Origin of the sequence: Bradyrhizobium sp. SBR1B (genome assembly GCF_014198205.1) — a bacterium.
Classification (GTDB): Bacteria; Pseudomonadota; Alphaproteobacteria; order Rhizobiales; family Xanthobacteraceae; genus Bradyrhizobium.
In genome coordinates, this window is the sequence record NZ_JACIHC010000020.1 from 88111 (window position 1) to 112795 (window position 24685).

At 65.1% G+C, this 24685-nt stretch carries 22 protein-coding genes and 1 pseudogene; 10 read left to right on the forward strand and 13 right to left on the reverse strand.

The genetic code is table 11. The annotated features are described in order from the left end of the window. The first annotated feature begins 2 nt into the window (after nucleotides 1-2). The 5 genes from paaE to GGD61_RS33750 all read left to right on the forward strand — a co-directional run bounded on the left by paaE (nucleotide 3) and on the right by GGD61_RS33750 (nucleotide 5138). Nucleotides 3-1085 (forward strand): 1,2-phenylacetyl-CoA epoxidase subunit PaaE, encoded by a 1083-nt coding sequence (gene paaE / locus GGD61_RS33730; RefSeq protein ID WP_092259551.1) that lies wholly within the window; start codon nucleotides 3-5, stop codon nucleotides 1083-1085. A 101-nt stretch (nucleotides 1086-1186) separates the two neighbouring features. Continuing rightward, the gene (gene paaI, locus GGD61_RS33735) at nucleotides 1187-1636 is read left to right on the forward strand and encodes a hydroxyphenylacetyl-CoA thioesterase PaaI (protein ID WP_092259549.1); all 450 of its coding nucleotides are present in this window, start codon (nucleotides 1187-1189) and stop codon (nucleotides 1634-1636) included. A gap of 28 nt (nucleotides 1637-1664) precedes the next feature. Next, the gene (gene paaK, locus GGD61_RS33740; RefSeq protein WP_092259547.1) at nucleotides 1665-2996 is read left to right on the forward strand and encodes a phenylacetate--CoA ligase PaaK; all 1332 of its coding nucleotides are present in this window, start codon (nucleotides 1665-1667) and stop codon (nucleotides 2994-2996) included. Nucleotides 2997-3072: 76 nt separating this feature from the next. Beyond that, entirely contained in the window at nucleotides 3073-4077 is a 1005-nt protein-coding gene (locus tag GGD61_RS33745; protein WP_092259546.1) for a zinc-binding alcohol dehydrogenase family protein, read from the forward strand. Between the two features lie 2 nt (nucleotides 4078-4079). Next, nucleotides 4080-5138: a YeeE/YedE family protein gene (locus tag GGD61_RS33750; RefSeq protein WP_092259544.1), complete on the forward strand. Its 1059-nt coding sequence runs from the start codon at nucleotides 4080-4082 to the stop codon at nucleotides 5136-5138. On the opposite strand, the pseudogene GGD61_RS41515 reads toward GGD61_RS33750, so the two are convergent. Continuing rightward, nucleotides 5117-6030: pseudogene (locus tag GGD61_RS41515) on the reverse strand (DMT family transporter). The gene GGD61_RS33750 and the pseudogene GGD61_RS41515 overlap by 22 nt on opposite strands. A 97-nt stretch (nucleotides 6031-6127) precedes the next feature. Here GGD61_RS41515 and GGD61_RS33760 point away from each other — a divergent pair. Next, nucleotides 6128-7558 (forward strand): PLP-dependent aminotransferase family protein, encoded by a 1431-nt coding sequence (locus tag GGD61_RS33760; protein ID WP_177237245.1) that lies wholly within the window; start codon nucleotides 6128-6130, stop codon nucleotides 7556-7558. A 10-nt stretch (nucleotides 7559-7568) separates the two neighbouring features. Here GGD61_RS33760 and GGD61_RS33765 read toward each other — a convergent pair whose 3' ends face one another. The 5 genes from GGD61_RS33765 to GGD61_RS33785 are packed head-to-tail and all read right to left on the reverse strand — an operon-like array spanning nucleotide 7569 to nucleotide 12316. Further along, nucleotides 7569-8792, reverse strand: a complete 1224-nt coding sequence (locus GGD61_RS33765) for a bifunctional alpha/beta hydrolase/OsmC family protein (protein ID WP_092259540.1) — start codon at nucleotides 8790-8792, stop codon at nucleotides 7569-7571. 27 nt (nucleotides 8793-8819) lie between these two features. Beyond that, nucleotides 8820-9479, reverse strand: coding sequence for a sulfite oxidase-like oxidoreductase (locus GGD61_RS33770; protein WP_018315599.1), 660 nt, complete (start codon nucleotides 9477-9479; stop codon nucleotides 8820-8822). 3 nt (nucleotides 9480-9482) lie between these two features. Then, nucleotides 9483-10805 (reverse strand): MFS transporter, encoded by a 1323-nt coding sequence (locus GGD61_RS33775; protein WP_092259538.1) that lies wholly within the window; start codon nucleotides 10803-10805, stop codon nucleotides 9483-9485. A gap of 28 nt (nucleotides 10806-10833) precedes the next feature. Beyond that, entirely contained in the window at nucleotides 10834-12054 is a 1221-nt protein-coding gene (locus GGD61_RS33780) for a cytochrome P450 (protein WP_018315601.1), read from the reverse strand. Nucleotides 12055-12106: 52 nt separating this feature from the next. Beyond that, nucleotides 12107-12316 (reverse strand): ferredoxin, encoded by a 210-nt coding sequence (locus GGD61_RS33785; RefSeq protein WP_007607931.1) that lies wholly within the window; start codon nucleotides 12314-12316, stop codon nucleotides 12107-12109. A 155-nt stretch (nucleotides 12317-12471) separates the two neighbouring features. Between GGD61_RS33785 and GGD61_RS33790 the strand changes: the two genes are divergently transcribed. Further along, nucleotides 12472-13119, forward strand: coding sequence for a TetR/AcrR family transcriptional regulator (locus tag GGD61_RS33790; protein WP_092259535.1), 648 nt, complete (start codon nucleotides 12472-12474; stop codon nucleotides 13117-13119). Here GGD61_RS33790 and GGD61_RS33795 read toward each other — a convergent pair. From GGD61_RS33795 to GGD61_RS33810, 4 genes are all read right to left on the reverse strand, one after another. Further along, a complete protein-coding gene (locus GGD61_RS33795; RefSeq protein ID WP_092259532.1) occupies nucleotides 13116-13766 on the reverse strand; it encodes an aspartate/glutamate racemase family protein in 651 nt (216 codons plus the stop codon). The genes GGD61_RS33790 and GGD61_RS33795 overlap by 4 nt on opposite strands. A gap of 148 nt (nucleotides 13767-13914) precedes the next feature. Further along, entirely contained in the window at nucleotides 13915-14928 is a 1014-nt protein-coding gene (locus tag GGD61_RS33800; protein ID WP_018315604.1) for an amino acid ABC transporter substrate-binding protein, read from the reverse strand. A gap of 10 nt (nucleotides 14929-14938) precedes the next feature. Further along, a complete protein-coding gene (locus GGD61_RS33805; protein ID WP_092259528.1) occupies nucleotides 14939-16288 on the reverse strand; it encodes an aspartate aminotransferase family protein in 1350 nt (449 codons plus the stop codon). A 3-nt stretch (nucleotides 16289-16291) separates the two neighbouring features. Next, complete coding sequence (locus tag GGD61_RS33810; RefSeq protein ID WP_092259525.1) at nucleotides 16292-17164, reverse strand: MurR/RpiR family transcriptional regulator; 873 nt, start codon at nucleotides 17162-17164, stop codon at nucleotides 16292-16294. A gap of 88 nt (nucleotides 17165-17252) precedes the next feature. On the opposite strand from GGD61_RS33810, the gene GGD61_RS33815 reads away from it, so the two are divergent. Both GGD61_RS33815 and GGD61_RS33820 read left to right on the forward strand, forming a co-directional pair. Further along, complete coding sequence (locus GGD61_RS33815; RefSeq protein ID WP_092259957.1) at nucleotides 17253-18440, forward strand: amino acid ABC transporter permease; 1188 nt, start codon at nucleotides 17253-17255, stop codon at nucleotides 18438-18440. Between the two features lie 2 nt (nucleotides 18441-18442). Beyond that, nucleotides 18443-19549 carry an amino acid ABC transporter permease gene (locus tag GGD61_RS33820; protein ID WP_092259522.1) on the forward strand — a complete coding sequence of 369 codons (1107 nt, stop codon included), beginning with the start codon at nucleotides 18443-18445 and terminating at the stop codon, nucleotides 19547-19549. A gap of 183 nt (nucleotides 19550-19732) precedes the next feature. Here the strand turns inward: GGD61_RS33820 and GGD61_RS33825 are convergent, their stop codons facing one another. Further along, nucleotides 19733-21151 (reverse strand): amidase, encoded by a 1419-nt coding sequence (locus GGD61_RS33825; protein WP_183231918.1) that lies wholly within the window; start codon nucleotides 21149-21151, stop codon nucleotides 19733-19735. 122 nt (nucleotides 21152-21273) lie between these two features. Continuing rightward, nucleotides 21274-22050, reverse strand: a complete 777-nt coding sequence (locus GGD61_RS33830) for an SDR family oxidoreductase (protein WP_038972756.1) — start codon at nucleotides 22048-22050, stop codon at nucleotides 21274-21276. 154 nt (nucleotides 22051-22204) lie between these two features. On the opposite strand from GGD61_RS33830, the gene GGD61_RS33835 reads away from it, so the two are divergent. Continuing rightward, nucleotides 22205-23278, forward strand: a complete 1074-nt coding sequence (locus GGD61_RS33835) for a tartrate dehydrogenase (RefSeq protein ID WP_092259516.1) — start codon at nucleotides 22205-22207, stop codon at nucleotides 23276-23278. A 186-nt stretch (nucleotides 23279-23464) separates the two neighbouring features. Here the strand turns inward: GGD61_RS33835 and GGD61_RS33840 are convergent, their stop codons facing one another. Further along, nucleotides 23465-24538 carry a malate/lactate/ureidoglycolate dehydrogenase gene (locus tag GGD61_RS33840; RefSeq protein ID WP_092259512.1) on the reverse strand — a complete coding sequence of 358 codons (1074 nt, stop codon included), beginning with the start codon at nucleotides 24536-24538 and terminating at the stop codon, nucleotides 23465-23467. Nucleotides 24539-24685 lie beyond the last annotated feature (147 nt).

Genomic DNA, 24685 nt, shown 5'->3' on the forward strand with positions numbered 1-24685 from the left:
CCATGTCAGCCACCGCACCGCGCTTCCATCGCCTGGCCGTCAACGATCTCCGCCGCGAGGCGTCCGACGCCATCTCGATGACCTTCACCATCCCCGGCGAACTCGCCGGCGATTACGCTTTCACGCCTGGCCAATACCTCACGCTCCGCACCACGCTGGACGGAGAGGAGGTACGGCGCTCCTATTCGATCTGTTCCGGCCCTGATGATGGCGAGATTCGTATCGCCGTGAAGAAGGTCGACGGCGGTGCGTTTTCGAACTGGGCAGCCGAAGATCTCAAATGCGGCGACGAACTCGATGTGATGACGCCGACGGGCCGCTTCGGTGCGATTCCTCAAGCGGATGCCGGGCGCATCCATGTCGGGTTCGCCGCAGGCTCCGGCATCACGCCGATCCTGTCGATCGTCAAGGGCACGCTCGCGCGTGAGCCGGACAGCCGCTTCTTCCTGTTCTACGGCAACCGCACCACCGACAACATCATGTTCCTTGAAGCGCTCGAGGAACTGAAGGACCGCTTCATCGATCGCCTGTCCATCTTCCACGTCATCTCCGGCGAGGAGCAGGACATCCCGATCCTGCACGGCCGGCTCGACGGCGACAAGGTGAGGGTGCTGCTGCGCTCGCTGGTGCCTGCGGCCAGCGTCGATCACGTCTACATTTGCGGGCCCCTTGGCATGAGCGAGGATATCGAGGCGACCTGCCGCGAGCTCGGCATCGCCGAAGAGCGTATCCACGTCGAGCGCTTCGTCTCCGAGTTCGGCGGCAAGCCGCGGCCGAAGAAGGTGGTCGCGCCCGACGCGCCGCCGAAGGCGATCGCCTCGCTGATCATCGACGGCAAGCGCCGCGACGTGCCGGTCGCGGAGGACGAGGCGATCCTCGATGCCGCGCTGCGCGCCGGCGTCGATCTACCCTTCGCCTGCAAGGGCGGCATGTGCTCGACCTGCCGCGCCAAGCTGGTCGAGGGCGACGCGCCGATGGACATCAACTATTCGCTGGAGCCCTGGGAGCTGAAGGCTGGGTTCGTCCTGACCTGCCAGGCCAAGCCGTCGTCAGAGCGGGTCGTGGTCGATTATGACCATGTCTGAGCCGGTGCTTCAGACGCTGACGATGCAAATGCGTCGCATTATTTGACAGTTTTGGCCAACCAGCAGAACATCATGGGCAAACATCTGGCCGGGAGAAGCGCGTGAACGTCAAAGCCGCCCTGTCGCCTGAGGATATTGCCCGCGCCTGCGCTGAGGCGATGTGGACGGAGGACGATGCCTCCAAAGGGCTCGGCATGGAGATCGTCGAGATTGGCCCCGGCTTCGCGACGCTCGCAATGACGGTGCGGCCGGACATGGTCAATGGCCAGCGCATTGCCCATGGCGGCTTCATCTTCACGCTCGCCGATTCCGCCTTCGCCTTTGCCTGCAACTCGCACAACGAACGCGTGGTCGCAGCGCAGGGGCAGATCACCTTCATCAAGCCGGGCAGGCTCGGCGACCGCCTCGTTGCAAAGGCGCGCGAGATCACCCGCGGCGGCCGCTCCGGCATCTATGACGTGCGAGTTACCGCCGGTGACGTCGTCGTCGCCGAATTCCGCGGGCATTCGCGCGTCATTCCCGGCACGTGGCTGCCGACGCAAGACAAATAAAAGAACCAATCAATGTGGGGAAACGAGGATGGCTTCGACGAAGCTGAAGGAAGGCGGCAGCGCCTATAGCGCCGAGATGGACGCGCATGAGCGTGCCTCGCGCGACGAGATCATGGCGCTGCAGAAGCAGCGGCTGGCCTGGTCGCTGAAGCACGCCTATGACAACGTCGCGCATTATCGCAAGGCCTTCGACGGGGCCGGCGTGCATCCGTCCGATTTTCGCGAGCTCTCCGATCTCGCGAAATTCCCGTTCACGGTGAAAACGGATCTGCGCGACAATTATCCCTTCAACATGTTCGCCGTGCCGCGCGAAAAGCTGGTGCGCGTGCATGCGTCCTCCGGCACGACCGGCAAGCCGATCGTGGTGGGGTATACGCAAGGAGACATCGACACCTGGTCGGACGTGATGGCGCGCTCGATCCGCGCCGCCGGCGGGCGTACGGGCATGATCATCCACAATGCCTATGGCTATGGCCTCTTCACCGGCGGCCTCGGCGTGCACTACGGCGCCGAAAAGCTCGGCTGCACCGTGGTGCCGATCTCGGGCGGCATGACCGAGCGGCAGGTGCAGCTGATCAACGACTTCCGGCCCGACATCATCACGGTGACGCCGAGCTACATGCTGGCAATCCTCGACGAGTTCAAGCGTCAGAAGCTCGACCCGCGCCAGTGCTCGCTCAAGGTCGGCATCTTCGGCGCCGAGCCCTGGACCAATGCGATGCGCGGCGAGATCGAGGACGCCTTCGATATGGATGCGACCGACATCTATGGTCTGTCCGAGGTGATCGGCCCCGGCGTCGCCCAGGAATGCATCGAGACCAAGGATGGCCTGCACATCTGGGAGGATCATTTTTATCCCGAAGTGATCGATCCTGAAACGGGTGCGGTGCTGCCGGACGGTGAGAAGGGCGAACTGGTCTTCACCTCGCTCACCAAGGAAGCTTTTCCCGTGATCCGCTATCGCACCCGCGACCTGACGCGGCTGTTGCCGGGCACGGCGCGGCCGGGCATGCGGCGGATGGAGAAAGTGACGGGCCGCTCGGACGACATGATCATCCTGCGCGGTGTCAACCTGTTCCCGACCCAGATCGAGGAGGTGCTGCTCGCGACCGACTGGTGCGGCGGCCACTTCATCCTGGAACTGACCCGCGAAGGCCGTATGGACGAGCTGACAATCATCGCGGAGGCGCGGTCCGAAAGCTGGGACGGCCGCGGTCTCCTCGACCATGCCGACCGGATTGCGACCCACATCAAGAACACCATCGGCATTAGCTCCAGGGTTCAGGTGGTCGCGCCCGCCACGCTGGAGCGCTCGCTCGGCAAGGCCAAGCGGCTCTACGACAAGCGGCCCAAGGCTTGACTTTACGGATTGACTTGACGGATTGACTTGACCGGCCCCAGAGGCGACAAGGCCCGCGAGAAATCGCGGGTCTTTCATGTTGCCAGCCGATACCAAAACCGTCGAAGCGCGCTGCGTGCGCCTCAATGCCAAGGCCGAGAATGCTGCCGCGGTTGCGCCCGTGGTCGAGCATCACAAGCTGGCGCGCGGTCCGAACGATCTCCTGATCGAGGTCAAGGCCGCCGCCGTCAATCCCTCCGACGTCAAGGCCGCGACCGGCTTGATGCCCTATGCTGTGTTCCCGCGCACGCCGGGCCGCGACTATTCCGGCGTGGTGACCGACGGGCCGGCCGGCACGGTCGGCCGCGAGGTGTTCGGATCCTCCGGCGATCTCGGCATCCGCCGCGACGGTACCCACGCAACCCATCTCGTCGTCGAGGCTGATGCGGTGGTGGAGAAGCCGAGCACGGTGTCGTGGGAGGAGGCAGCGGGCATCGGCGTGCCCTTCGTCACCGCGATGGAAGGCTTTCGCCGCGCCGGCGTGCCGAAGAGCGGGGAGACCGTTTTGGTGTTCGGCGTCAATGGCAAGGTCGGCCAGGCCGCGGTGCAGATCGCGACATGGCAGGGCGCGCGCGTCATCGGCGTGGTGCGCAAAGCGGAAGCTTACGAAGGCCACACCAACGCCCCCATCGAGGTGGTCGACGCCTCCGCGACCGACGTTGCCACGCGCGCGCGCGAATTGACCGGCGGCAAGGGGGTCGATGTCGTCTTCAACACGGTCGGCGATCCCTATTTCCAGGCCGCGCACAAGTCGCTCGCATTGCGTGGCCGTCAGATCCTGATCGCCGCGATCGACCGCATCGTGCAGTTCAACATCCTCGAATTCTACCGGGGCCAGCACACCTATGTCGGCATCGATACACTCGGCCTGTCGTCGGCCGCGACAGGCGCAGTGCTGCGCGATCTCGGCCCGGGCTTTGCGAGCGGCCAGCTGAAGCCGTTCTCGATCAAGGCGAATGCCGTCTATCCGCTGGAGCGCGCCAAGGAGGCGTATGTCGCGGTTGCCGGCTCCTCGCGGGATCGCGTGGTCCTGAAACCGTAATCATGGACTCGTCCGCAGCAATCGTCATCTTCGCCGGCCTCGCCATCGGCCTTGTCTACGGCGCCGTCGGTCTGCTCAGCGGCTTCTGCCTGATGAGCAGCATGCGCGGCTGGCTTGCGGAGGGAGACGGACGGCTGGTGCGGACCTATGCGCTGGCGATCGCCGTCGCGATCGCCGCCAGCCAGTTCCTTGCCGGCAACGGCATTGCTGATTTGAGCAAGTCGATCTACCTGCAGCAGACGTTCTCGGTGCCGGTGCTGTTCCTCGGCGGAGTGCTGTTTGGTTACGGCATGGTGCTGTCGAACGGCTGCGGCTCGCGCGCCCTGGTGCTGCTCGGCCGCGGCAATCTCCGCTCCTTCGTCGTCGTGATCGTGCTCGCCATCGCTGCGCAGATGACGCTCAAGGGGCTGGTAGCGCCGGCTCGCATCGCGCTGGTTCAGGCCTCGCAAACCACCGTCAATGTCAATTCGCTGCCTTCGTTGCTGGCATCGCTTGGCCCCGGTGAAGTGCTCTCGCGTGCGCTGGCGGCGGCCGTGATCGTCGTCGCGCTGATCCTGTTTGCCTTCGCGCATCCGATGTTCCGGCGCTCACCGGGCCAGATCGCGGCGGGCGTCGTCGTCGGCCTGCTCGTCGCCGCCGGCTGGCTTGTCACCGGCTATCTCGGTGCCGACGACTTCAATCCGGTGCCGGTGACCTCGCTCACCTTCATCGCGCCGATCGCGGACGCGCTGCAATACGCCATGCTCTCGACCGGCCTGACGCTCAATTTCGGTATTGCGACGGTCGCTGGCGTCTTCGCCGGCAGCCTGATCACCGCACTCGCCACAGGCCGCTTCAAGCTCGAAGGCTATTCCTCGCCGCGCCACATGCTGCGATCGGGCAGCGGCGCCGCGCTGATGGGCATCGGCGGCGTGATGGCGTTCGGCTGCTCGATCGGGCAGGGGCTCACGGGCGTGTCGACACTGGCGCTGGGCTCGTTCGTTGCACTCGCCGGCATCCTGCTCGGCACGACCGCAGGTTTGCGTGGCGTGCTGCGGGTTCAACCGCTCGCGGTGGCCTGACCGCGCAACAGCCGGTCGCCGAGCGTCGCAAGTCCGATGCCGGTGACGATCAATCCGGCGGCGACAGCGAGGCTCAAGTCGAGGGGCTCGTCCAGCAGGATCGCAGCACTGGCGATACCGACGAGCGGTGTTCCGTGGTGCCAAGCGACGTCGTCAGCGCCGAGATGCTTTTGTTGACCATCGACATCGCCCAATAGGCCAGCGCGCTTCCGATCAGGCCAGAGTACAGGAACAGCATAGCCAGCCGCCACGACCATTCCACGTGCGGCAGCCCGTCGATGACCATCGCAAGGGTCGAGAGCACGCCCGTGGCCACGAGCAGCTGTCAGAACAGGAGCTGGAGCGGAGAGGCGATCCAGCGATGCGCGCGGATATAGATGATGTTCGCAGCCCAGGAGATCGCGGCCAGGATGACCATGCCGGCGCCGAGCACGACGTTTGCATTGCCCCAGTCGATTGATGACGGATTCAGGATCACGGCAAGGCCGATCAGTCCGAGCAGGGCGCCGGCAAGCTTGGGTGCGGTCAGGGTGTCCTTTCCGAGCAGGGGTGCCGCAATCGCGACCCAGAGCGGCGTGGTGTAGCCGAGCACGATGCCCTTGCTCGCGGGCAGGAAGCGCAGGCCGGCCGCGACCAGAATGGAGAAGAGCGTCATGTGCAGCAGCGCGACGCTGAGGACCACCGGCACGTCGCGCCGCTCCGGAATCACGAGATTGTTGCTCAGCCCGAGGATCACAAACAATCCTGCCAGCGCGATCCAGCTCCGGATCGCCGAGCTCCACAGCGGCGGGACGAGCTGCACCAATTGCTTCGTCACCGATCAGTTCACGCCCCAGGCCAGCACGACGATGAGGAACAGGCCGACGGCCGCGCGGGGTGACAGGGAGTTCATCGCAAGATCCTTGAACCAGTCCGGCCCGACAGATAGCATCCGCTCTGGTACCCACAAAAGCGCCAGATCAGAAAGGAACAAGGTGCCAGTTTCGGATATGATCTCGTCTATGATCGACCTGAAGCGGGCCGGCGACGACGGGCTGGTGGCTCAACTGACGAGTCAGCTCCGTGGCTTGATCGCGACCGGCCGCCTCGGCAAAGGTCGCGCGCTGCCGTCGAGCCGCCGGCTCGCGAGCGATCTCGGCGTTTCCCGCAACACCGTCACCTATGCGTTCGAGCAGCTCGCCGCGAAAGGATACCTCAAGGCCTCGCACGGCCGCCGTCCGGTGGTCACCGTCGACGGCGGCGAACGACGTCAAGGAGCAGATGCAGTTGCGGCGCGCGTGCGCTCCGGCAAGCCGCGGCTTTCACCCTGGGCCTCGCAGCTCAAGCAGACCGACTGGCCGATGTCCTATCAGGTGCCGCTCAGACCGTTGCGGCCAGGGCTTGGAGATGCGCGGGAGTTTCCGAACGAGATCTGGGCTCGCTGCCTGCGCCGTAGCGCCGTGCATGCGGCCAAACGCGAGCTCGGACCGGTCAACCGAGCGCGCCTGCGCGAGGCGCTCGCGCATTACCTGGCCGCGAGCAGAGGCGTTCGCGCCACGCCAGAGCAGATCATGATCCTGCCGAGCGCGCAGGCCGCGCTGACCTTGATCGCGGCTGTTCTCATCTCCCCCGGCGACGAGGTCTGGGTCGAGGACCCCGGCTATCCCGGCGCGGCCGCCGCTTTCTGTGCCTCCGGCGCGCGCGTGACCGGCATGAGGCTTGACACGCAGGGCATGCAGCGGATGCCGGGTCTCGCGGCCCCGAAATTGATCTTCATGACGCCATCGCACCAGCATCCCACCGGACGGCTGATGTCGCTGACGCGTCGCACCGAATTTCTTGGTGTGTGCAGGCCCGGCAAGAGCTGGATCGTGGAGGACGATTACGACGGCGAATTCCACTATGACAGCCGGCCGGTGCCGGCCTTGCAAGGGCTCGATGCCCATGGCCGCGTGTTCTATGTCGGTACCTTCTCGAAGGTGATGACGTCGGACATCCGGCTCGGCTATCTCGTTGTGCCGCCGGCGCTGGTCAGCACCTTCGAGATCGCACAGCGGCACATCGGGCTGATCGCATCCAGCCACATCCAGGAAGCGCTGGCCGAGTTCATTGCCGACGGGCATTTCCTTGCGCATCTGCGCCGGATGCGCCGGCTCTATCACGCGCGCCGCGACCACATCGTTGCAGGACTGGAGCGCCATCTGGGCGAGATGCTCTCGGTCGAAGTGCCGGCGGGCGGCATCCAGCTCGTCGCTCGCCTCAAACACGGTAGCGCCGATCGGGCGGCGGTCAAGCGACTGGCTGCCGCGGGCGTTGAAACGCGGGCGCTGTCCAGCCTGGCGCTGGACCGGCCGCGGGATCACGGCCTGCTGCTCGGCTTTGCGGCCTGGCGCGAGAACGAGATCAGTGCGGCATTGCGGACGATGGCATCGTGCTTCTAGTGCAGTCGAGCTAGTCCACGGCCTTCGTCACGATGCGGATCTCCGACGTCAATGTCCGGTGTACCGGGCACTTGTCGGCGATCTCCATCAATTTCTTGCGCTGCTCGGCATCGAGCGCGCCATCCATCGCAATGTCTCGTTCGATCTGGTCGAGCATGCCTTCGCGTGTCTCGCACTCCGCGCAGTCTTTGGCGTAGATCTTGGAATGCTTCAATCTGACGGTGACGCGGTCGAGCGGCAGCGATTTGCGGTCGGCATAAAGACGCATGGTCATGGAGGTGCAGGCCCCTAAGCCAGCGAGTAGGAAATCATAGGGCCCAGGACCGGCATCCTCGCCGCCGGCGGCGACGGGTTCGTCCGCCACCAGACGATGTGGTCCGACCGTGACGAGCTGGTTGAACTTGCTCTTGCGCGTCTCCTGCACCACGACCTGACGCGGCGCCTCGGGAAGATCCATCGCCTTCGCGGGCTTTGCGCTGTCGATGTAGCGGCTGGCCCAGGCCGTAATCACGTCGGCTGCGTAGAGGGCGTCGGCGGGCTTGGCAAGCAGATGGTCGGCATGGTCGAGCGAGACGAAGCTCTTGGGGTGCCTGGCCGCAACGAAGATCTTGGTCGCATTGTCGATGCCGACGGTGTCGTCGACCGGCGAGTGCATCACCAGCAGCGCCTTGTGCAGCCCTGTGATGTCCTTCATCAGCTCGTGCTCGGCGATGTCCTCGAGGAACTCGCGCTTGATCCGGAACGGGCGTCCTGCGAGCGAGACCTCGACCTCGCCCTGCGCGCGGATGTTGTCGAGATGCTCCCTGAAGAGGCCGGTCACGTGCGCCGGATCGGATGGCGCCGCGATGGTCACAACTGCCCTGGCTTCTGGGATACGTCCGGCTGCCGCGAGGATCGCCGCGCCGCCGAGGCTGTGGCCAATCAGGATCGACGGCGCCTTGCGGGCACTGCGCAGATGGTCGGCCGCGCGGACCAGATCGGCGACGTTGGAAGAAAACGTCGAATTGGCGAAATCGCCTTCGCTCGAACCGAGCCCGGTGAAGTCGAAGCGCAGGACCGCGATGCCCTTGGCTGCCAGCGCGACCGAGATGCGCTTGGCGGCGAGCGTGTCCTTGTCGCAAGTGAAGCAGTGCGCAAACAGCGCGTAGGCCGCGGGCTCGCCGTCCGGCAACTCCAGTGCGGCCGCAAGCTGATGTCCGCCTTCGCCCGTGAATTGAAAGCGTTCCGTCGGCATGGGCTTCCCCTCGTTCCTGCTTGAATTCTAATCGTCGGAATAGCGTTGCTCGGCCCAGGGGTCGCCGCGGTTATGATAGCCGCGGACTTCCCAGAAGCCCGGTGCGTCCTCGGTCAGGAATTCGATGGCCTGGAGCCATTTCGCGCTCTTCCAGAAATAGAGATGCGGCACGACCAACCGTACCGGGCCACCATGCTCCTCCGTCAGCGGCTGGCCGGACCAGCTATGGGCGAGCAGCGCATCCTCGGCGGCAAAGTCCTCCAGCGCGAGGTTGGTGGTGTAGCCGTCATGGGAATGCAGCGTCACAAAGCGTGCGTCCTCGCGCGGCTGGCAGGCCGCGAGCAGCTCGCGCGTGGCAAGCCCTTCCCACTCATTGTCGTAGCGCGACCAGGTGGTGACGCAATGGATGTCGGAGGTGAACCGGGCCTGCTTCTGCGCGATGAATTCGGCGAATGTCCAGAACACGGGGCTCTCGATCGCGCCATAGACGTCGAGCCGCCAGCGCTCGCGTGACACCGGCGGCACGACTCCGAGATCGAGCACAGGCCAGTCCTTGGTGAGGTGCTGGCCGGGCGGCAGCCGTTGGTCTTCCGGCCGCGTGATCTTCCCCGTGAGAAAGCGGCCCTCGCGCGCCCATTTCTCCTTGGTGCGCGTCAGCTTGCTGTCGGATGGCGTCTCGTCAGCCATGGTCTACTCGTGCCGATGCATTGCCGAAGTGTGCTTGGTGTCGCGCATGGTAGCATAGATCACCAGGGACAGGCAGATGATGCCGCTGAGGTAGAAGTAGAACCATTCCTCGTGCCCGATGCTCTTGAAATAGAGCGCGATCGCCGGCGCGGTGCCACCGAAGACCGACACCGTGATGGCATAGGGCAGGCCGACGCCGAGCGCGCGGACATTGGTCGGGAACAGTTCGGCCTTCACCACCGCGTTGATCGAGGTGTAACCGGCGACGAACAGCCAGGCACAGCAGATCAGGACGAACGCGACGAAGGGCGACTTGGTCTCCTTCAGCGTCATCAACAGCGGCACGGTCGCGAGCGTGCCGGCGACACCGAAGAAGATCAAGAGCGGCTTGCGTCCGATCTTGTCGGAGATTGCGCCGTAGATCGGCTGGAGGATGGTCGCGAAAACCAACGTGCCGAAGATCACGAAAGTGGTCTGGTCCTCGGTCAGCCCGACCGAAAGCTTGACGAAGGTCTGCATGTAGGTGGTGAAGGTGTAGAACGCCGCGGTGCCGCCGGCGGTGAGGCCGACCACCAGCAACAGCTCGCGCGGATAACGCAGCAAATTTGTGATCGAGCCGGTCGGCTTCACCACCTTCTTGGCTTCCTCGAACGCCTCCGTCTCGTGCAGGCCGCGCCGCATCACCGCGGCGAAGACCGCGAGCGCTGCACCGATCGCGAAGGGGATACGCCACCCCCAGTCCTTCAGCTCCTGTGGGGTGAGGAAGACCTTTTGCAGGAGCAGCAGCACGATGATCGCGGTGAGCTGGCCACCGATCAGGGTGACGTATTGAAAGCTCGAATAGAAGCCGCGGTGCTTGGGGTCGGCGACCTCGCTGAGATAGGTGGCACTGGCGCCATATTCGCCGCCGAGGCTCAGGCCCTCGATGACGCGTGCGAGCGCCAGGATCACCGGCGCGGCGAACCCGATCGTGGCATAGGTCGGCGTCAGCGCGATGATCAGCGAACCAAAGCACATGAAGACCACCGAGAGCGTGAGCGAGATGCGCCGTCCGAAATGGTCGGCGAGATAGCCGAAGAACCAGCCGCCCAGGGGCCGCATCAGGAACGTCGCCGCGAAGACGACGGCGACGTTCAATTGCTGCACGACGGGGTCGTTGCCCGGGAAGAAGGCGGGAGCGAAATAGAGTGCGAACGCGGTGTAGGCGTAGAAATCGTACCACTCGACCAGATTGCCGATGGAGCCGATGAAGATCGCCTTGATCCGCCGCTTGGCGTCGGCGATATCGATGTGGTCGGAGGCCGGCTTGATTGCTTGTTCAGTCACGTCCGGCCTCTCCCTTGTCTGGAAAGGCCTACATCGCCTTTCCGAGCAAGAATGGCAACTGGCGGGGGCCGCGCACCGTGCCCTGTGACCAGGTCACCGCGCCTGCCGGATCGAGCCGGAAATCTGGAATGCGTTTCAGCCATTCCTCCAGCGCAACCTGCATCTCCATGCGTGCCAGGTTGGAACCGACACACCGGTGAATGCCGAGGCCGAAGGCGGCGTGCCGGTTTTCGCGGCGGTCGATCACGACTTTGTCAGCGTCCGGAAACATCTTTGGATCGCGGTTGGCGGCCGGGAACGACAGCAGCACCATGTTGCCCGCCTTGACCGGGCAGCCCGAGATCGTGGTCTCCTTGACCACCTCGCGGGCCATCGTTACCGGAGAATAGGCGCGCAGCAGTTCCTCAACTGCGGTCGGGATCAGTCCTGGCTCGGCGATCAGTCGCTCGCGGTCCCCCGGCGTCTTCGCGAGGTGCCAGAGCGAGGAGCCGATCGCGCTCCAGGTGGTGTCGATGCCGGCGATCAGGAGCAGGCGCAGCGAGCCAAGAACGTGCGAGTCTTCGAGCGGGTTGCCCTCCTTGTCCTTGGCGTTCATCAGGTAGGAGATGAGATCGTCGGTCGGCTTGTCCTTGCGCGCCTCGATATGCGCGCTGAAATAGGCGCTCATCTCCTGCACGGCCTGCAGCAGCTTGCTCTCGTCCTTGATGCCGAGCTCGAGGATCATGTGGATCCAGTTAATGAAGAGATCGCTGTCGCTCTCGGGGATGCCGAGCATGTGGGCGATGGCCCGAACCGGGATATATTTGGCGTAGCGTGCGGCGGCGTCGACCTTGCCATCGGCGATGAAGCCGTCGATCAGCTCGTTGCAGATCGCGCGCATCCGCGGTTCCAGCTTCTTCATCGCGTCCGGCGTGAAGGGCGGCAGCAACAGCTGCTTGGCCGGCTTGTGCACGGGCGGATCTGAGGTGATCGGCGGTGCGGCGTTCCTCGCGATCTCGGGACGGACGTCGCGCACGATGATGCGGCGCGAGGAAAAATGCTCGGTGTCGTTGGCGATCTCGCGCACCGCTTCATAGGTCGTCGGCATGTAGCAGCCGAGGAAACGCTCGGTGTGCACGACCGGGCTCGCTGCGCGCAGCTCGTCCCAGATCGGGAAAGGATCCTCCGTCCATTGCGGATCGGTATGGTCGAAATCATGGACCCAGTCGGTGACGGGCGGATGGGCGGCAGGCGGACTGGCGTCGGACATGGCAGGGAATCCCTTGGCTCGTGTTCGCTGGAAGGACGCGGGGGCGGCCGCGCTACTCCTCGATCACATCGATCGCGATTTCCGGGCAGTTGGATTTGGCAAGCCACGCCTTGTCCTCGAGCCCCGGCGGGACCGTGCCGTCGCCGGCTTCGTGGGCGTTGCCGTATTCGTCCAGCTCGAAAAGTTCCGGCGCGAGGGCCTTGCAGCGCGCGTGGCCCTGGCATTTGTCGGGATCGACGTGAACCCTCAGTCGCTCTGTCATGGCGGCATCCTCGGTCGTATCCGCGCGTGGCCCGATGGCGGCGCGTTCCTCATGTCAATTTTATCCGCGGCATTCGCCGCCGGCTTTAAGTTATATGCTATTACATTCGCGACAGGCTTTCCCTGTCAAGCGCAAACTTATAGGTTCGCCACACCATGCGCTCACAACTCGCCCGCAAGCCCGCGAACACCTACCATCATGGCGATCTTCGCGATGCCTTGGTCAAGGCCGCTTTGCGCGAGGCGGAGCAGGGCGGTGCCGAGGCCATCAGCATCAAGGCGCTGGCAAAGCAGCTCGGCGTGTCGCAGCCGGCGCCGTACCGGCATTTCGCCGACCGCGAGGCGCTGCTTGCAGCGGTGACGGCGGAGGCGTTCAGGCAGCTCAGCGCGATCTTGCGAGAGGCCATGGCTGGGACGTCGAAGCAATCAAAGCTGTCGCGGCTGGCGCAGGCGACGCTCGAGTTCGGCCTGCGGCGCAACGGCATCTACCGCTTGATGTTCGCGTCCCGCACCGTGGCATGCGCCGACAAGGGCAGCGAGCTGCACGAGGCCACGCGCGAGACCTTCTCGCTCGTGATCGAAGCCCTGGAAGCGCCCGCCGTCGGCTATTTGCGCGAACGTCAGGCGCTCAAGATCTGGGCGGCGTTGCACGGCGTGGTGATGCTGGCCGAGCAGGGCCTGTTCACCGGCGAGGCCGCGCACGCCACGCGCGAGGAGCTGGTCGAGGATTTCGTCAGCGAAACGAAGGCCGCGCTCGCCGCTGCCATCAAGGGCGCGCGGCGTCGAAAAGCGACAGGTACCTAAGCCTTCGCTTTCAGCAGCTTCATCAGCTTGTCGACCGCGCTCTCAGGCGTGGTCACGACGGGATGGCCGGTGGCTTCCGTCACCAGAGGCGCCGTCGCGGCGATGCTGAACTGCGCCAGCGCGATGACGTCGCAATCGCGCAGATCCTTTGACGCTTCGACGATCAGCCGGTCGTGGGTGGCGCGGTCGCCGCGGTCGAGCGCCGCCAGCGCGCCCTCGGCAAGCTTCGGCACGATTTGGACGGAGGCCGGAAACTCCGGCGGCATCGAGGCCAGGGTCGGCGGGAAGGTGGACAGCAGGCCGATCCGCTTGCCCATCGTCACCGCCCGTTCGATCATGGCTTCGTTGGGCTTGAGCACCGGCATCGGCGCATGCGCGCGCGCGACCGCCTCGATACAGGGGCCGAAGGCCGAGCAGGTGAACAGGATCCCGTTCGCTCCGGTCGCCGCCGCATAGTCGCCGAGCGCGAGGAAGCGCTCGGTCATGGCATCGTTGAGCGCGCCGTCGCGGGCCAGATCCGCCGACAGGCTGTCGTCGAGAAGGTTCATCAGCCGCGCCTCTGGCCAAGCCTTGGCGAACGCCGCCTCGATCGGGGCGATGGAATGCTTGAGGGCGTGGATCAGGGCGATGCGAGGGGACGTCGTCATCTAAAGTGGCTTATCCATGGGTCTCGTGCCTCGGACGCAGCGCAATGCGCAGTATTGCGCTGCAGAGCCGGGGCCCATTGTGGCCGCTGGGTCCCGGCTCTGCGCAGCGGCGTTGCACGCCGCAGCGCGTCCGGGACACGATCACGGTTTACTTGAACGGCACCGCGTACATCAAGCCGCCCTTGCTCCAGAGGCCGTTGAGGCCGCGATCGAGCTTGAGCGGGCTCGCCTTGCCGACATTGCGCTCGTAGATCTCGCCGTAATTGCCGGTGGCCTTGATCGCGGTGACCAGCCATTTGTTGTCGAGCCCAAGCCGGGAGCCGAGATCGCCGGATGCGCCGAGCAGCCGCTGGATCGCGGGCGTCTGCGACTTCGCCATCTCCTCGACATTGCCTTGTGTGACGCCGAGCTCCTCGGCCTCGATCAGGCCGTAATGCAGCCAGGTGATGATGTCGCTCCAGACCTCGTCGCCGTTGCGGGTGAAGGGCCCGAGCGGCTCCTTGCTGATGGTCTGCGGCAGCACGACGTAATCGGCCGGGTTCGGCGCGGCGGTGGTCACGGCGCCGGCGAGTGCGGAGGCGTCCTGGGTCATGGCATCGCAGCGGCCGCCGAAGAATGTCTGGTACATGGTGTCGACGCGGTCGAACACCAGCGGCTTCCAGTCGATGCCGTTGGCGCGGCCGTAATCGCCGAGCGTCACCTCATGCGTGGTGCCCTGCGCGACGCAGACGGTGGCGCCCTTGAGGTCCTTGATGTCCTTGACGCCCAGATCCTTCTTCACGACAAAGCCCTGGCCGTCGTAGAAGTTGATCGGGCCTTGCCGCAAGCCCAGCGTCACGCCGCGCAGATAGGTCTGCGTCGAGTTGCGGTAGAGCACGTCGATCTCGCCCGACTGCAGGGCGGTGAAGCGGTTCTGCGCGGTCAGAGAGACGTAGCGCACCTTGCTGGCATCGCCCAGCACGCCGGCCGCGAGCGCGCGGCAATAATCGACGTCGAGACCTTTGTAATTGCCCTGCGAGTCGGGCGCGGAGAAACCGGCAAAGCCGGCGCTGACGCCGCACACCAGCGTGCCGCGGCTCTTCACCGTGTCGAGCGTCGCGGCGGATGCGACAATTGTCGATGCAGCGAGCACGCTCGCTGCGATAACCACTTTCCTCATCATGCTACTCCCCTCAGTGATTGACACTACGCAACACGTTGTCGACGGCCGTGCCGAGCTTGTCGACGATCAGGTCGATCTCCTCTGCGGAGGCGATATAGGGCGGCGCCAGCAACACGTGGTCGCCGCGAACGCCATCCACGGTGCCGCCGCCGGGATAGCAGCCGAGCCCATTGGCGAAGGCCTCCGCCTTGATCTTCTGATTGAGCTTGAGCGCAGGATCGAACGAGGTGCGGCTGGCGCGATCAGCGACCAGCTCGATCGCCCAGAACAGGCCACGGCCCCTGATGTCGCCGACATGGCGGTGATTGCCGAAGCGCTCGGTCAGGCGCTGTTCGAGCTGCTTGCCGCGCTCCTTGACGCGGTCGAGCAGGCCGTCCTCGCGGATCACCTCCTGCACCGCCAGTGCGGCGGCGCAGGCGAGGGGATGTGCCAGATAAGTGTGGCCGTGCTGAAAGGCGCCCGAGCCGGCGCGGATGGTGTCGATGATCTTGCCGCTCGCGAGCATCGCCCCAATCGGCTGGTAGCCGCCGCCGAGCCCTTTTGCGATCGCCTGGATGTCCGGCGCGACGCCTTCCTGCTCCCAGGCATGCGTGGTGCCGGTGCGGCCCATGCCGCACATGACCTCGTCGAGGATGAGCAGTGCACCGTGCCGGTCGCAGATCTCACGCACCGCCCTGAAGTAGCCGTCCGGTGCCGTCACCGCGCCGGCGGTGGCGCCGACGACCGGCTCGGCGAGGAACGCCGCGACCGTGTTGGGACCGAGCCGCTGAAATTCCGCTTCGAGCTCCGCCGCCAGCCGCGCCACGAACTGCGCATCGGATTCGCCGTCGCGCTTCTCGTGATAGTTGAAGGCCGGCGTCACGTGGCTGAAGGCGGCCGAGAGCAGCGGCGCATAGGGCGCGCGCCGCCAGGCGTTGCCGCCGGCGGCGAGGGCGCCCAGCGTGTTGCCGTGGTAGCTCTGTCGCCGCGCGATGAAATGTTGCCGCTGCGGCTCGCCGCGCTCGATGAAATATTGCCGCGCGAGCTTGATGCTCGCTTCGATCGCCTCGGACCCGCCGCTGACGAAATAGGCGTAGGCAAGACCGCCCGGCTCATGGCCGACCAGCGTCTCGGCGAGAGCCTCGGCGGGCTCGGAGGAGAAGAAAGCGGTATGCGCGTAGGCCAGCGTCGAGGCCTGCTTTGCCATCGCCGCGATCACGCGTGGATGCTGATGGCCGAGGCAGGAGACTGCCGCACCGCCGGAGGCGTCGATGATGCGCCGCCCGTCCTCGGCAAAGAGATAGATGCCTTCGCCGCCGATCGCCTTGGGCGGCGTCTCGCGGAGTGAGCGGTGCAGCACACGGCTGGTGCGAGCGGCCATGGGTCAACCTTTCTCTGAGACGTAGATGGAGGCAGCGGTGAGCCGCGCCTCGGTAGTCTCCAGGCGCTTCTTCGCGGCGGCGCCGCCGAGCGAGAACGTCACGGCAGCCAGCGACTGCGCGATCGCGATCGCGCCGGTGAGACTCGGGAAGAAGCCGGGAGAGGAGGCCGCCTCGAACAGCAGCACGTGGTCGGCGCCCTCGGCCATCGGTGCCGAGAGGCTGTCCGCGATGGCAATCAGCGTCGCGCCGCTGTGATGAGCGGCTTGCGCGACGCGGACGCTCGCATGGGTGTACGGCAGGAAGCCGATGACGATGACGGCTTCGCCCGGCCGGAAGGCGCCGAGGTCGAGATCGTCGGGGCCGGACACGCCGACGAGTTGCACCTGCTCGGGGCGGAACAGCCGAAGCTCGTAGTTCAGGAGCTCGGCAACGCTGCGGCAGCTGCGATAGCCGGCAATCCAGATCCGCTTGGCCTCATGCAGGGAGCGCGCGGCCTCCGCGATCGGTTGCGCGGGAATGCGCGGAAGGCCGGCGGCCTCGGCCTCGAGCTTGTCGGTGACGAGCGCGACATCGGCATTCGGGCCGGGCCGGCGGCTTCTGGCGCGGCCGGAGAAGGGCGAGGTCTGCGATGGCCGCCGCGCCTCGGTCAGCGCCGCGCGCAATTCGTCCCAGCCCGAATAGCCGATCGCCTTGGCGAGCCGCGTGAACGCGGCGGGATCGGCGCCTGCTTCCGCCGCGAGGTCGCGCATCGAACGGGTGGTGGCGTCATAATCGTTGGCGGCGACGAAGCGCCCGACTTCCTGCAGCCGCATCGGCAGCGATGGCAATGCAATGCGCAGTTCGCTCAGCGGCGAGGATTTCGCGGGCTCGGCCATGAAACATTTGTTGCACGAAATATAGATTGGTGCAACAGTTGACGTGCGCCGCCGGAAATCGCTGCCTCTCGAGAAGGGTTTTTGTGCCGTGACATCGGACACGCCGAGACCGCCACCGCGCCGCCGCCTGTTCGGCGCATGGGGACGCCGCGAGCTGCAGGGCCTGTTCTGGCAGGTGCTGGTGGTCGGGATCGCGCTCGCGGTCATCGGCTTTCTCTGGTCCAACACCGTCACCAACCTTTCGGCGCGCCGCATCACGACCGGTTTTGCCTTCCTCGGACGCGAGGCCGGCATGCCCATCGCCGACAGCTTGCTCGCCTATAATCCGAGAGACACGTATCTCTGGGCCTTCGTCGTCGGCATCGGCAACACCTTGCGCGTCGCCGTGATCGGCATCGTGCTCGCGACCATCCTGGGCACCCTGATCGGCATCTCGCGACTGTCGGCCAACTGGCTGCTGTCACGACTTGCCGCCGTCTATGTCGAAACGCTCCGCGACATCCCGCTGCTGCTTCAACTCCTGTTCTGGTATGTGCTGATGCAGGCGCTGCCGGCCGCGCGCGCGGCATGGCGGCCGGTCGAGGGCGTGTTCCTGTCCAATCGCGGCTTGATCCTGCCGGCCATTCCGCTTGGCCCGCCCCAGCTTTGGGTGCTCGGCACGGCGGTGTTCGGCCTTGCCGTGGTCTATCTCATCCGGCGATGGCTGATCGCGCAGCAGATGCGCGACGGCAAGCCGCGGCCGGTATGGCCCTTTGCGGTGAGCTTCATCATCGCTTTGCCCGTGCTGGTGTCCGTACTGCTTCGCGTGTCCTGGAAGATCGAATGGCCGGAGCTGCGCGGCTTCAATTTCGTCGGTGGGCTGACGCTCGCCCCAGAATATTTCGCGCTGCTGATCGCGCTCGTCACCTACACGTCGGCCTTCATTGCCGAGATCGTGCGCAGCGGCATCCAGTCGGTGCCGCGCGGGCAGTGGGATGCCGCCAACGCGCTTGGCCTGCGCCGCAGCTTCATGCTGCGGCAGATCATCCTGCCCCAGGCGCTGCGCGTCATCGTGCCGCCGATGACGAGCCAGTATCTCAATTTGACCAAGAATTCCTCGCTGGCGGTCGCGATCGGCTACCAGGACGTGGTCTCGATCGCCAACACCACGTTGAACCAGACCGGGCAGGCGATCGAGGCGATCGCGCTGATCATGGCGGTGTTCCTGACCATCAGCCTTTCCATCAGCTTCTTCATGAACTGGTACAATGCGCGCATTGCGCTGGTGGAGCGCTGAGCATGACCGCGATCACCGACATGCCGGAAGTGCCGCGCGCCGCCCGCCGCCCGCAGATGGGGAATCCGGCGTTGCGCTGGCTGCGCACCAATCTGTTCTCGTCGATCCCGAACGGCATCCTCACCGTCGTGCTGCTGGCGATCCTCGCCAAGGGCATCTTCAGTTTCGTCCAGTGGGGCATCGCCAATGCCGTGTGGCTGACCCCGGCAAACGATTCCAGCGGCTGCCGCGCGGTGCGCGGCCTCGGCGCCTGCTGGGCGATCATTCCCGAAAAGTACCGCTTCATCCTGTTCGGCACCTATCCGTTCGACGAGCAGTGGCGGCCGGCGCTGTCGGTCGTACTGTTCATCGCACTGTACTTTCTCTCGACCCGTCGCGTTTTGTGGCGGCGCGAACTCATCTATCTCTGGATCGGCGCGCTCGCGCTTATCAGCGTGCTGATGTGGGGCGGCGTGCTCGGCCTTTCCTTCGTCTCGCAGGATCGCTGGGGTGGTCTGCCGGTGACGCTGATACTGGCGACGTTTGGATTGGCCTTCGGCTTCCCGCTCGGCATTCTCGTCGCGCTCGGCCGGCGTTCGAAGCTGCCGGCGATCCGCTCGCTCAGCGTGCTCTATGTCGAGCTGATCCGTGGCGTGCCGCTGGTGAGCCTATTGTTCATGGCGAGCGTGATGTTTCCGCTGTTCATGCCCAGCGGATTCAACATCGACAAGCTGCTCCGCGCGCAAATCGCGATCATCCTGTTCGCGGGCGCCTATCTCGCCGAAGTCATCCGCGGCGGCCTTCAGGCCGTGCCGCGCGGGCAATACGAGGCTGCCGATGCGCTCGGGCTGTCCTACTGGCGCAAGAACCGGCTGATCGTCCTGCCGCAGGCGATCCGCCATGTCATCCCGCCGCTAGTCAACACCTTCATCGCTTTCTTCAAGGACACCAGCCTCGTCCTCATCATCGGCATTTTCGATCTGCTCACGACGGCGAAGACGGCGATCATCGATCCTGCGTGGCAACAGTTTTCGGTCGAGGTCTATATCTTCGTCGCTGCGATCTACTTTGTGTTCTGCTTCGCCATGTCGCGGTACAGCCGTAGCCTGGAAGCGACGGGCGGGAGGTGATCTTCCTTCTCCCCTTGTGGGAGAAGGTGGCGCGAAGCGCCGGATGAGGGGTTCTATCGTCGAATTCAGACGGCGAGGGAGTCCCTTGTGGAGAGATACCCCTCACCGGTCTCGCCGCTATGCGGCGAGCCACCCTCTCCCACAAGGGAGAGGGTGCTACGGAGCGCGCGGTGTAGAGTGGAATTACTTCCTCACCTTCGGATCGATTGGCGTGGTGCCGCGCAGACCCAAAATATCCTCCAGCACCTTCGCGCCCGCGAGCACCTGCGCATCGCCCCTTGGTGCACCGACCACCTGCACCCCGACCGGCAGGCCCGACGCCGTGAAGCCGCATGGCAGCGACAGCGAGGGGCAGCAGGCGAGCGTGATGGCGTAGACGATGCCGAGCCACTCGACGTAATTGTCGAACCTTTTGCCGGCGCATTCGGCGACATAGCGGTGTTCGATCGGGAAGGGCGGCACGATCGTGGTCGGCGTCAGCAGCAAATTATAGGTCTTGAAGAACTCGACCGCCCGCGCCGTCATGCCGACGCGCTGGGCCTCGGCGCGTTCGAGCTGCTCGACCGTCAGCTTGAGGCCTTCCTCGATGTTCCAGATCACCTCGGGCTTGAGCAGGTCGCGCTTGGTGCGCAGCAGATTGGCTTTGGTGATCGCGAAATCGAAGGCGCGCAGAACGTGGAAGCATTCATGCGCCTCGCGCCAGTCCGGATGCGCCTCCTCGACGATGGCGCCAGCCTCGGCAAAGCGTTCCGCCGCCTTGCGCGTGATCGCCTTCACCTCGGGATCGACAGGCGTGATGCCGAGATCGGGCGAATAGGCGATGCGCTTCGGCTTCTTGCCGGACTGAGCCGCCGACTGGAACGAGGTCGTGGGCGCCGGCAGTGACAGCGGATCGTCCGCGTAATCGCCGCTCATCGCATCCAGCAGCAGCGCGAGATCCTCGACGCTGCGCGCCATCGGGCCGACCACGCCGAGATTGCGATCGATGCCGGATTTGGGAGTATGTGCGACGCGGCCGATGCTCGGGCGCATGCCGACGACGCCGCAGAAAGCCGCGGGGCTGCGCAAGCTGCCGCCCATGTCGGAGCCTTGCGCCAGCCAGGCCATGCCGGTGGCCAGCGCCACGGCCGCGCCGCCGGAAGAGCCCGCCGCGGATTTTGAAGTATCCCAGGGATTGAGGGTTGCGCCGAACACTTCATTGAAAGTGTTGGCGCCGGCGCCGAATTCCGGCGTGTTGGATTTGGCGTAGACCACCGCGCCGTTGGCCTCGAGGTTCTCGACCATGAGGTCGGACTTGGCGGGGATATTGTCCTTGAAGATCGGCGAGCCCTGCGTGTTCAACACGCCCGCAACGTCGGTCAGGTCCTTGATCGGCACCGGCAGGCCCGCGAGCAGCCCCCGCGCGCCGGCGGGTTTCCGCATCAGGGCCTTGGCGCTGTCCCGCGCGCGCTCGAAACACAGGATCGGCAGCGCGTTCACCTTGCCGTCGACCTCACTGATGCGCTTCTCCACGACATCGAGCAGCTCGAGCGGCGAGACATCGCCGGACCGCAGCTTGTCGACGACGGCGCAGGCGGTTTCACGGATCAGGTCTTGAGACAATTACTTTACTCCTGTGCTTATTCTGTTCGTCATTGCGAGGAGCGAAGCGACGATGCAATCCAGAGTCCGTCCGCGGCAACAATCTGGATTGCTTCGCTTCGCTCGCAATGATGCGGATAGAGTTAGCCCCAGCCAGCGCTGATGCCGCCGTCCACCGTGTAGATCACGCCCGACGTATAGCCGGCGCGGTCCGACGCCAGGAACGCCATGAGATCGCCGATCTCGCGCGCATGCGCGGGACGGCCGAGCGGCAGGCTCTTCTGGAATTCCTTGTAGCGGTTCTCGTCGCCGAACTGGTGCTTGGCCCGCGTCTTGAGCAGGGTGACGTGGCGATCGGTGCCGACGGGGCCGGGATTGATGCCGACCACGCGGATGTTGTCGGCGAGACTTTTTCCGCCGAGCGCGCGGGTGAAGGCCATCAACGCGGCATTGCCGGCGCTGCCGCAGATGTAATTGGCGTCGAACTTTTCGCCGGCTGCGCCGATATCGTTGACGATGACGCCGCCACCCTTCGCCTTCATCTGCGCGTAGATCTGCCGCGTCAGGTTGATATAGCCGAACACTTTCAATTCCCAGGCGTGACGCCAGGTCGCTTCGTCGATCTTGTCGATCGAGCCGCCGGGGATGTCGCCCGCATTGTTCACGAGCACGTCGATGTCGGCGGCTTCCTTCGCAAGCCGCGCCAGATCCTCGGCCTTGCGAAGATCGACGATGCTCGTTGCGGCATCGATCTGGTGGGCGGAACGCAGGCGCTCGGCCAGCGCCTTGAGCTGGTCGCCGTTGCGGGCGGCGAGCAGGAGGTGCGCGCCTTCCTCGGCAAACGCTTCGGCGGCGGCGGCGCCAATGCCCTTGGACGCGCCGGTGATCAGGACGCGCTTGCCGCGCAGATGCAGATCCATGAGGGTACTCGCAGGATAGGAACAGGATGAAATCAGTAGGCGCTTGGCCGCGCCATGGTCAACATTGCAGTGCAGCGTTGCACTGCCGCTGCGTTTGGTCCATTGCAATGCGGTCAAAAGGCGGCGACTGCCGGACCAACCAAGGACGTTCTCGATGAGCAAGAAACAATACCGGATCGCGGTCATTCCCGGCGACGGCATCGGCAAGGAAGTGATGCCCGAGGGCCTGCGCGTCGTGGAGGCCGCGGCGAAGAAGCATGGGGTCTCCCTGCATTTCGACCATTTCGACTTCTCGTCCTGGGACTATTACGAGAAGCACGGCCAGATGATGCCCGATGACTGGAAGGAGAAGATCGGCAAGCACGATGCGATCTATTTCGGTGCGGTCGGCTGGCCGGCCAAGATTCCGGACCACGTCTCGCTGTGGGGCTCGCTGATCAAGTTCCGCAGGGAGTTCGACCAGTATGTGAATTTGCGCCCGGTGCGGCTGATGCCCGGCGTGCCGTCGCCGCTGGCGGGCCGCAAGCCCGGCGACATCGATTTCTGGGTGGTGCGCGAGAACACCGAAGGTGAATATTCCTCCGTTGGTGGCCGCATGTTCCCCGACACCGACCGCGAGTTCGTCACCCAGCAGACGGTGATGACCCGCACCGGCGTCGACCGCATCCTGAAGTTCGCCTTCGAGCTCGCGCAGTCGCGGCCGAAGAAGCATTTGACCTCGGCGACCAAGTCCAACGGCATCTCCATCACCATGCCCTATTGGGACGAGCGCGTGGAGGCGATGGCGAAGAAGTTTCCGGGCGTGAAGTGGGACAAGTACCACATCGACATTCTCACCGCGAACTTCGTGCTGCATCCGGATTGGTTCGACGTCGTGGTCGGCTCCAATTTGTTCGGCGACATCCTCTCCGACCTCGGCCCGGCCTGCACCGGGACGATCGGCATCGCGCCGTCAGGCAATATCAACCCCGAGGGCGATTTCCCCTCGGTGTTCGAGCCGGTGCACGGCTCGGCGCCTGATATCGCCGGCCAAGGCGTCGCCAACCCGATCGGCGCGATCTGGTCGGGCGCCATGATGCTCGAGCATCTCGGCGAGAAGGAAGCCGGCCAATCGATCGTCGAGGCGATCGAGCGCACGCTGGCCGAACGCACGCTCCGCACCAAGGACCTCGGCGGCAACGCCGACACCACGGCCTGCGGCAAGGCTGTCGCGGATATGGTGGATTGAGGCTCTCTACCCTCTCCCTTGTGGGAGAGGGTGGCTCGCCGCGTAGCGGCGAGACGGGTGAGGGGTATCTCTCCGCGGAGTTAAACCTCTCAAAAATTTTTCGCGGCACGAACCCCTCATCCGGCGCTTCGCGCCACCTTCTCCCACAACAAGGGGAGAAGGGAAGAGAGGCGTGCCCCGCGCCTTTCAGCCAGCGATGTTCTCGATCGCGGCCTGATCCAGCCCGAACTTCTTCCCGGCCTCGATGATCTCCTGCCAGGTGGTCGGATCGACCGGAATGCCTTCGGCAAGGCGCTTCTCCTTGGTCTCGCGCTCGGGCTCGCCGGCGATTCTGACCTTGTCGACGCCGGGGGCAGGCGGCGAGCCGGTTTGCCAGGCAACAAAACTCTCGACTTCGCGCGCGAGGTTTTCGCCGGTGCCGAGCTTGCCGGGATCGATGACGATCGAGAGCATGCCGTTGAGGACGTTGTACTTGCCGTCGGAGGGGCCCTTGACCACCTGCCCGCCGGAGAGCGCGCCGCCGAGGATTTCGCACACGAGCGCGAGCCCCGAGCCCTTGTGCTCGCCGAACGGCAGGATCGCGCCATGCGGCGGGATCACGGTGTAGCGCGGGTTGGTGGTGGGCTTGCCTTCATTGTCGATGATGGTGCCTGGCTCCAGCGCGACGCCCTTGTTGTGGGCGACGCGGGTTTTGCCCTGCGCGATCCGGCTGGTGGCGAAGTCGAGCACGATCGGGTCCTTGCCGGCGCGCGGGATGCCGACGCAGAACGGGTTGGTGCCGTGGCGCGCATCGCTGCCGCCCCAGGGCGCCACGATCGGGCGGGAAATGACGTTGACGAAGTGGATCGAGACCAATCCGTGGTCGATGCACTGCTCAGCCCAGTGGCCGATGCGACCGATGTGATGCGAATTGGAGAGGCCGACGAGGCACACGCCGTTTCGCTTGGCGCGTTCGGCTGCCAGCTCCATGGCTTCATGACCGATCACCTGGCCGTAGCCGGTGAGGCCGTCGAGGGTGAGGAGCGGCCCCGTGTCTAGCACGATCTTGACGTGCGCGTTCACGGCGAGGCCACCATTGGTGACGCTCTGGACATAGCGCGGGATCATGCCGACGCCGTGGGAGTCATGGCCCTTGAGGTTGGCCTCGACCAGATTGGTGGCCACGAGCTCGGCTTCGCGGTCCGAAGACCCGCCGGCCTTGACGATGGCACGAATGGCGTTGGTGAGCGGCTCTGCCTTGATGGTGCGATAGTCGGCCATTGTTATTGCTCTTATCCTTTCACAATTTGGCGGGGAGCGTAGGGTGGGTTAGCCGAAGGCGTAACCCACCACTTCTGTCTCCGCGGAAACTAAAGAGGTGGGTTACGCCTCGCAGATGCGCTTCACGCACCTGCAAGGCTAACCCAC

Excerpts from the sequence above, each read along its gene's own strand:
- paaE (WP_092259551.1), top strand. The coding sequence starts at position 3 with ATGTCAGCCACCGCACCGCGCTTCCATCGCCTGGCCGTCAACGATCTC.
- paaK (WP_092259547.1), top strand. The coding sequence starts at position 1,665 with ATGGCTTCGACGAAGCTGAAGGAAGGCGGCAGCGCCTATAGCGCCGAG.
- GGD61_RS33745 (WP_092259546.1), top strand. The coding sequence starts at position 3,073 with ATGTTGCCAGCCGATACCAAAACCGTCGAAGCGCGCTGCGTGCGCCTC.
- GGD61_RS33750 (WP_092259544.1), top strand. The coding sequence starts at position 4,080 with ATGGACTCGTCCGCAGCAATCGTCATCTTCGCCGGCCTCGCCATCGGC.
- GGD61_RS33760 (WP_177237245.1), top strand. The coding sequence starts at position 6,128 with ATGATCTCGTCTATGATCGACCTGAAGCGGGCCGGCGACGACGGGCTG.
- GGD61_RS33765 (WP_092259540.1), bottom strand. The coding sequence starts at position 8,792 with ATGCCGACGGAACGCTTTCAATTCACGGGCGAAGGCGGACATCAGCTT.
- GGD61_RS33770 (WP_018315599.1), bottom strand. The coding sequence starts at position 9,479 with ATGGCTGACGAGACGCCATCCGACAGCAAGCTGACGCGCACCAAGGAG.
- GGD61_RS33780 (WP_018315601.1), bottom strand. The coding sequence starts at position 12,054 with ATGTCCGACGCCAGTCCGCCTGCCGCCCATCCGCCCGTCACCGACTGG.
- GGD61_RS33785 (WP_007607931.1), bottom strand. The coding sequence starts at position 12,316 with ATGACAGAGCGACTGAGGGTTCACGTCGATCCCGACAAATGCCAGGGC.
- GGD61_RS33790 (WP_092259535.1), top strand. The coding sequence starts at position 12,472 with ATGCGCTCACAACTCGCCCGCAAGCCCGCGAACACCTACCATCATGGC.
- GGD61_RS33795 (WP_092259532.1), bottom strand. The coding sequence starts at position 13,766 with ATGACGACGTCCCCTCGCATCGCCCTGATCCACGCCCTCAAGCATTCC.
- GGD61_RS33800 (WP_018315604.1), bottom strand. The coding sequence starts at position 14,928 with ATGATGAGGAAAGTGGTTATCGCAGCGAGCGTGCTCGCTGCATCGACA.
- GGD61_RS33805 (WP_092259528.1), bottom strand. The coding sequence starts at position 16,288 with ATGGCCGCTCGCACCAGCCGTGTGCTGCACCGCTCACTCCGCGAGACG.
- GGD61_RS33810 (WP_092259525.1), bottom strand. The coding sequence starts at position 17,164 with ATGGCCGAGCCCGCGAAATCCTCGCCGCTGAGCGAACTGCGCATTGCA.
- GGD61_RS33820 (WP_092259522.1), top strand. The coding sequence starts at position 18,443 with ATGACCGCGATCACCGACATGCCGGAAGTGCCGCGCGCCGCCCGCCGC.
- GGD61_RS33830 (WP_038972756.1), bottom strand. The coding sequence starts at position 22,050 with ATGGATCTGCATCTGCGCGGCAAGCGCGTCCTGATCACCGGCGCGTCC.
- GGD61_RS33835 (WP_092259516.1), top strand. The coding sequence starts at position 22,205 with ATGAGCAAGAAACAATACCGGATCGCGGTCATTCCCGGCGACGGCATC.
- GGD61_RS33840 (WP_092259512.1), bottom strand. The coding sequence starts at position 24,538 with ATGGCCGACTATCGCACCATCAAGGCAGAGCCGCTCACCAACGCCATT.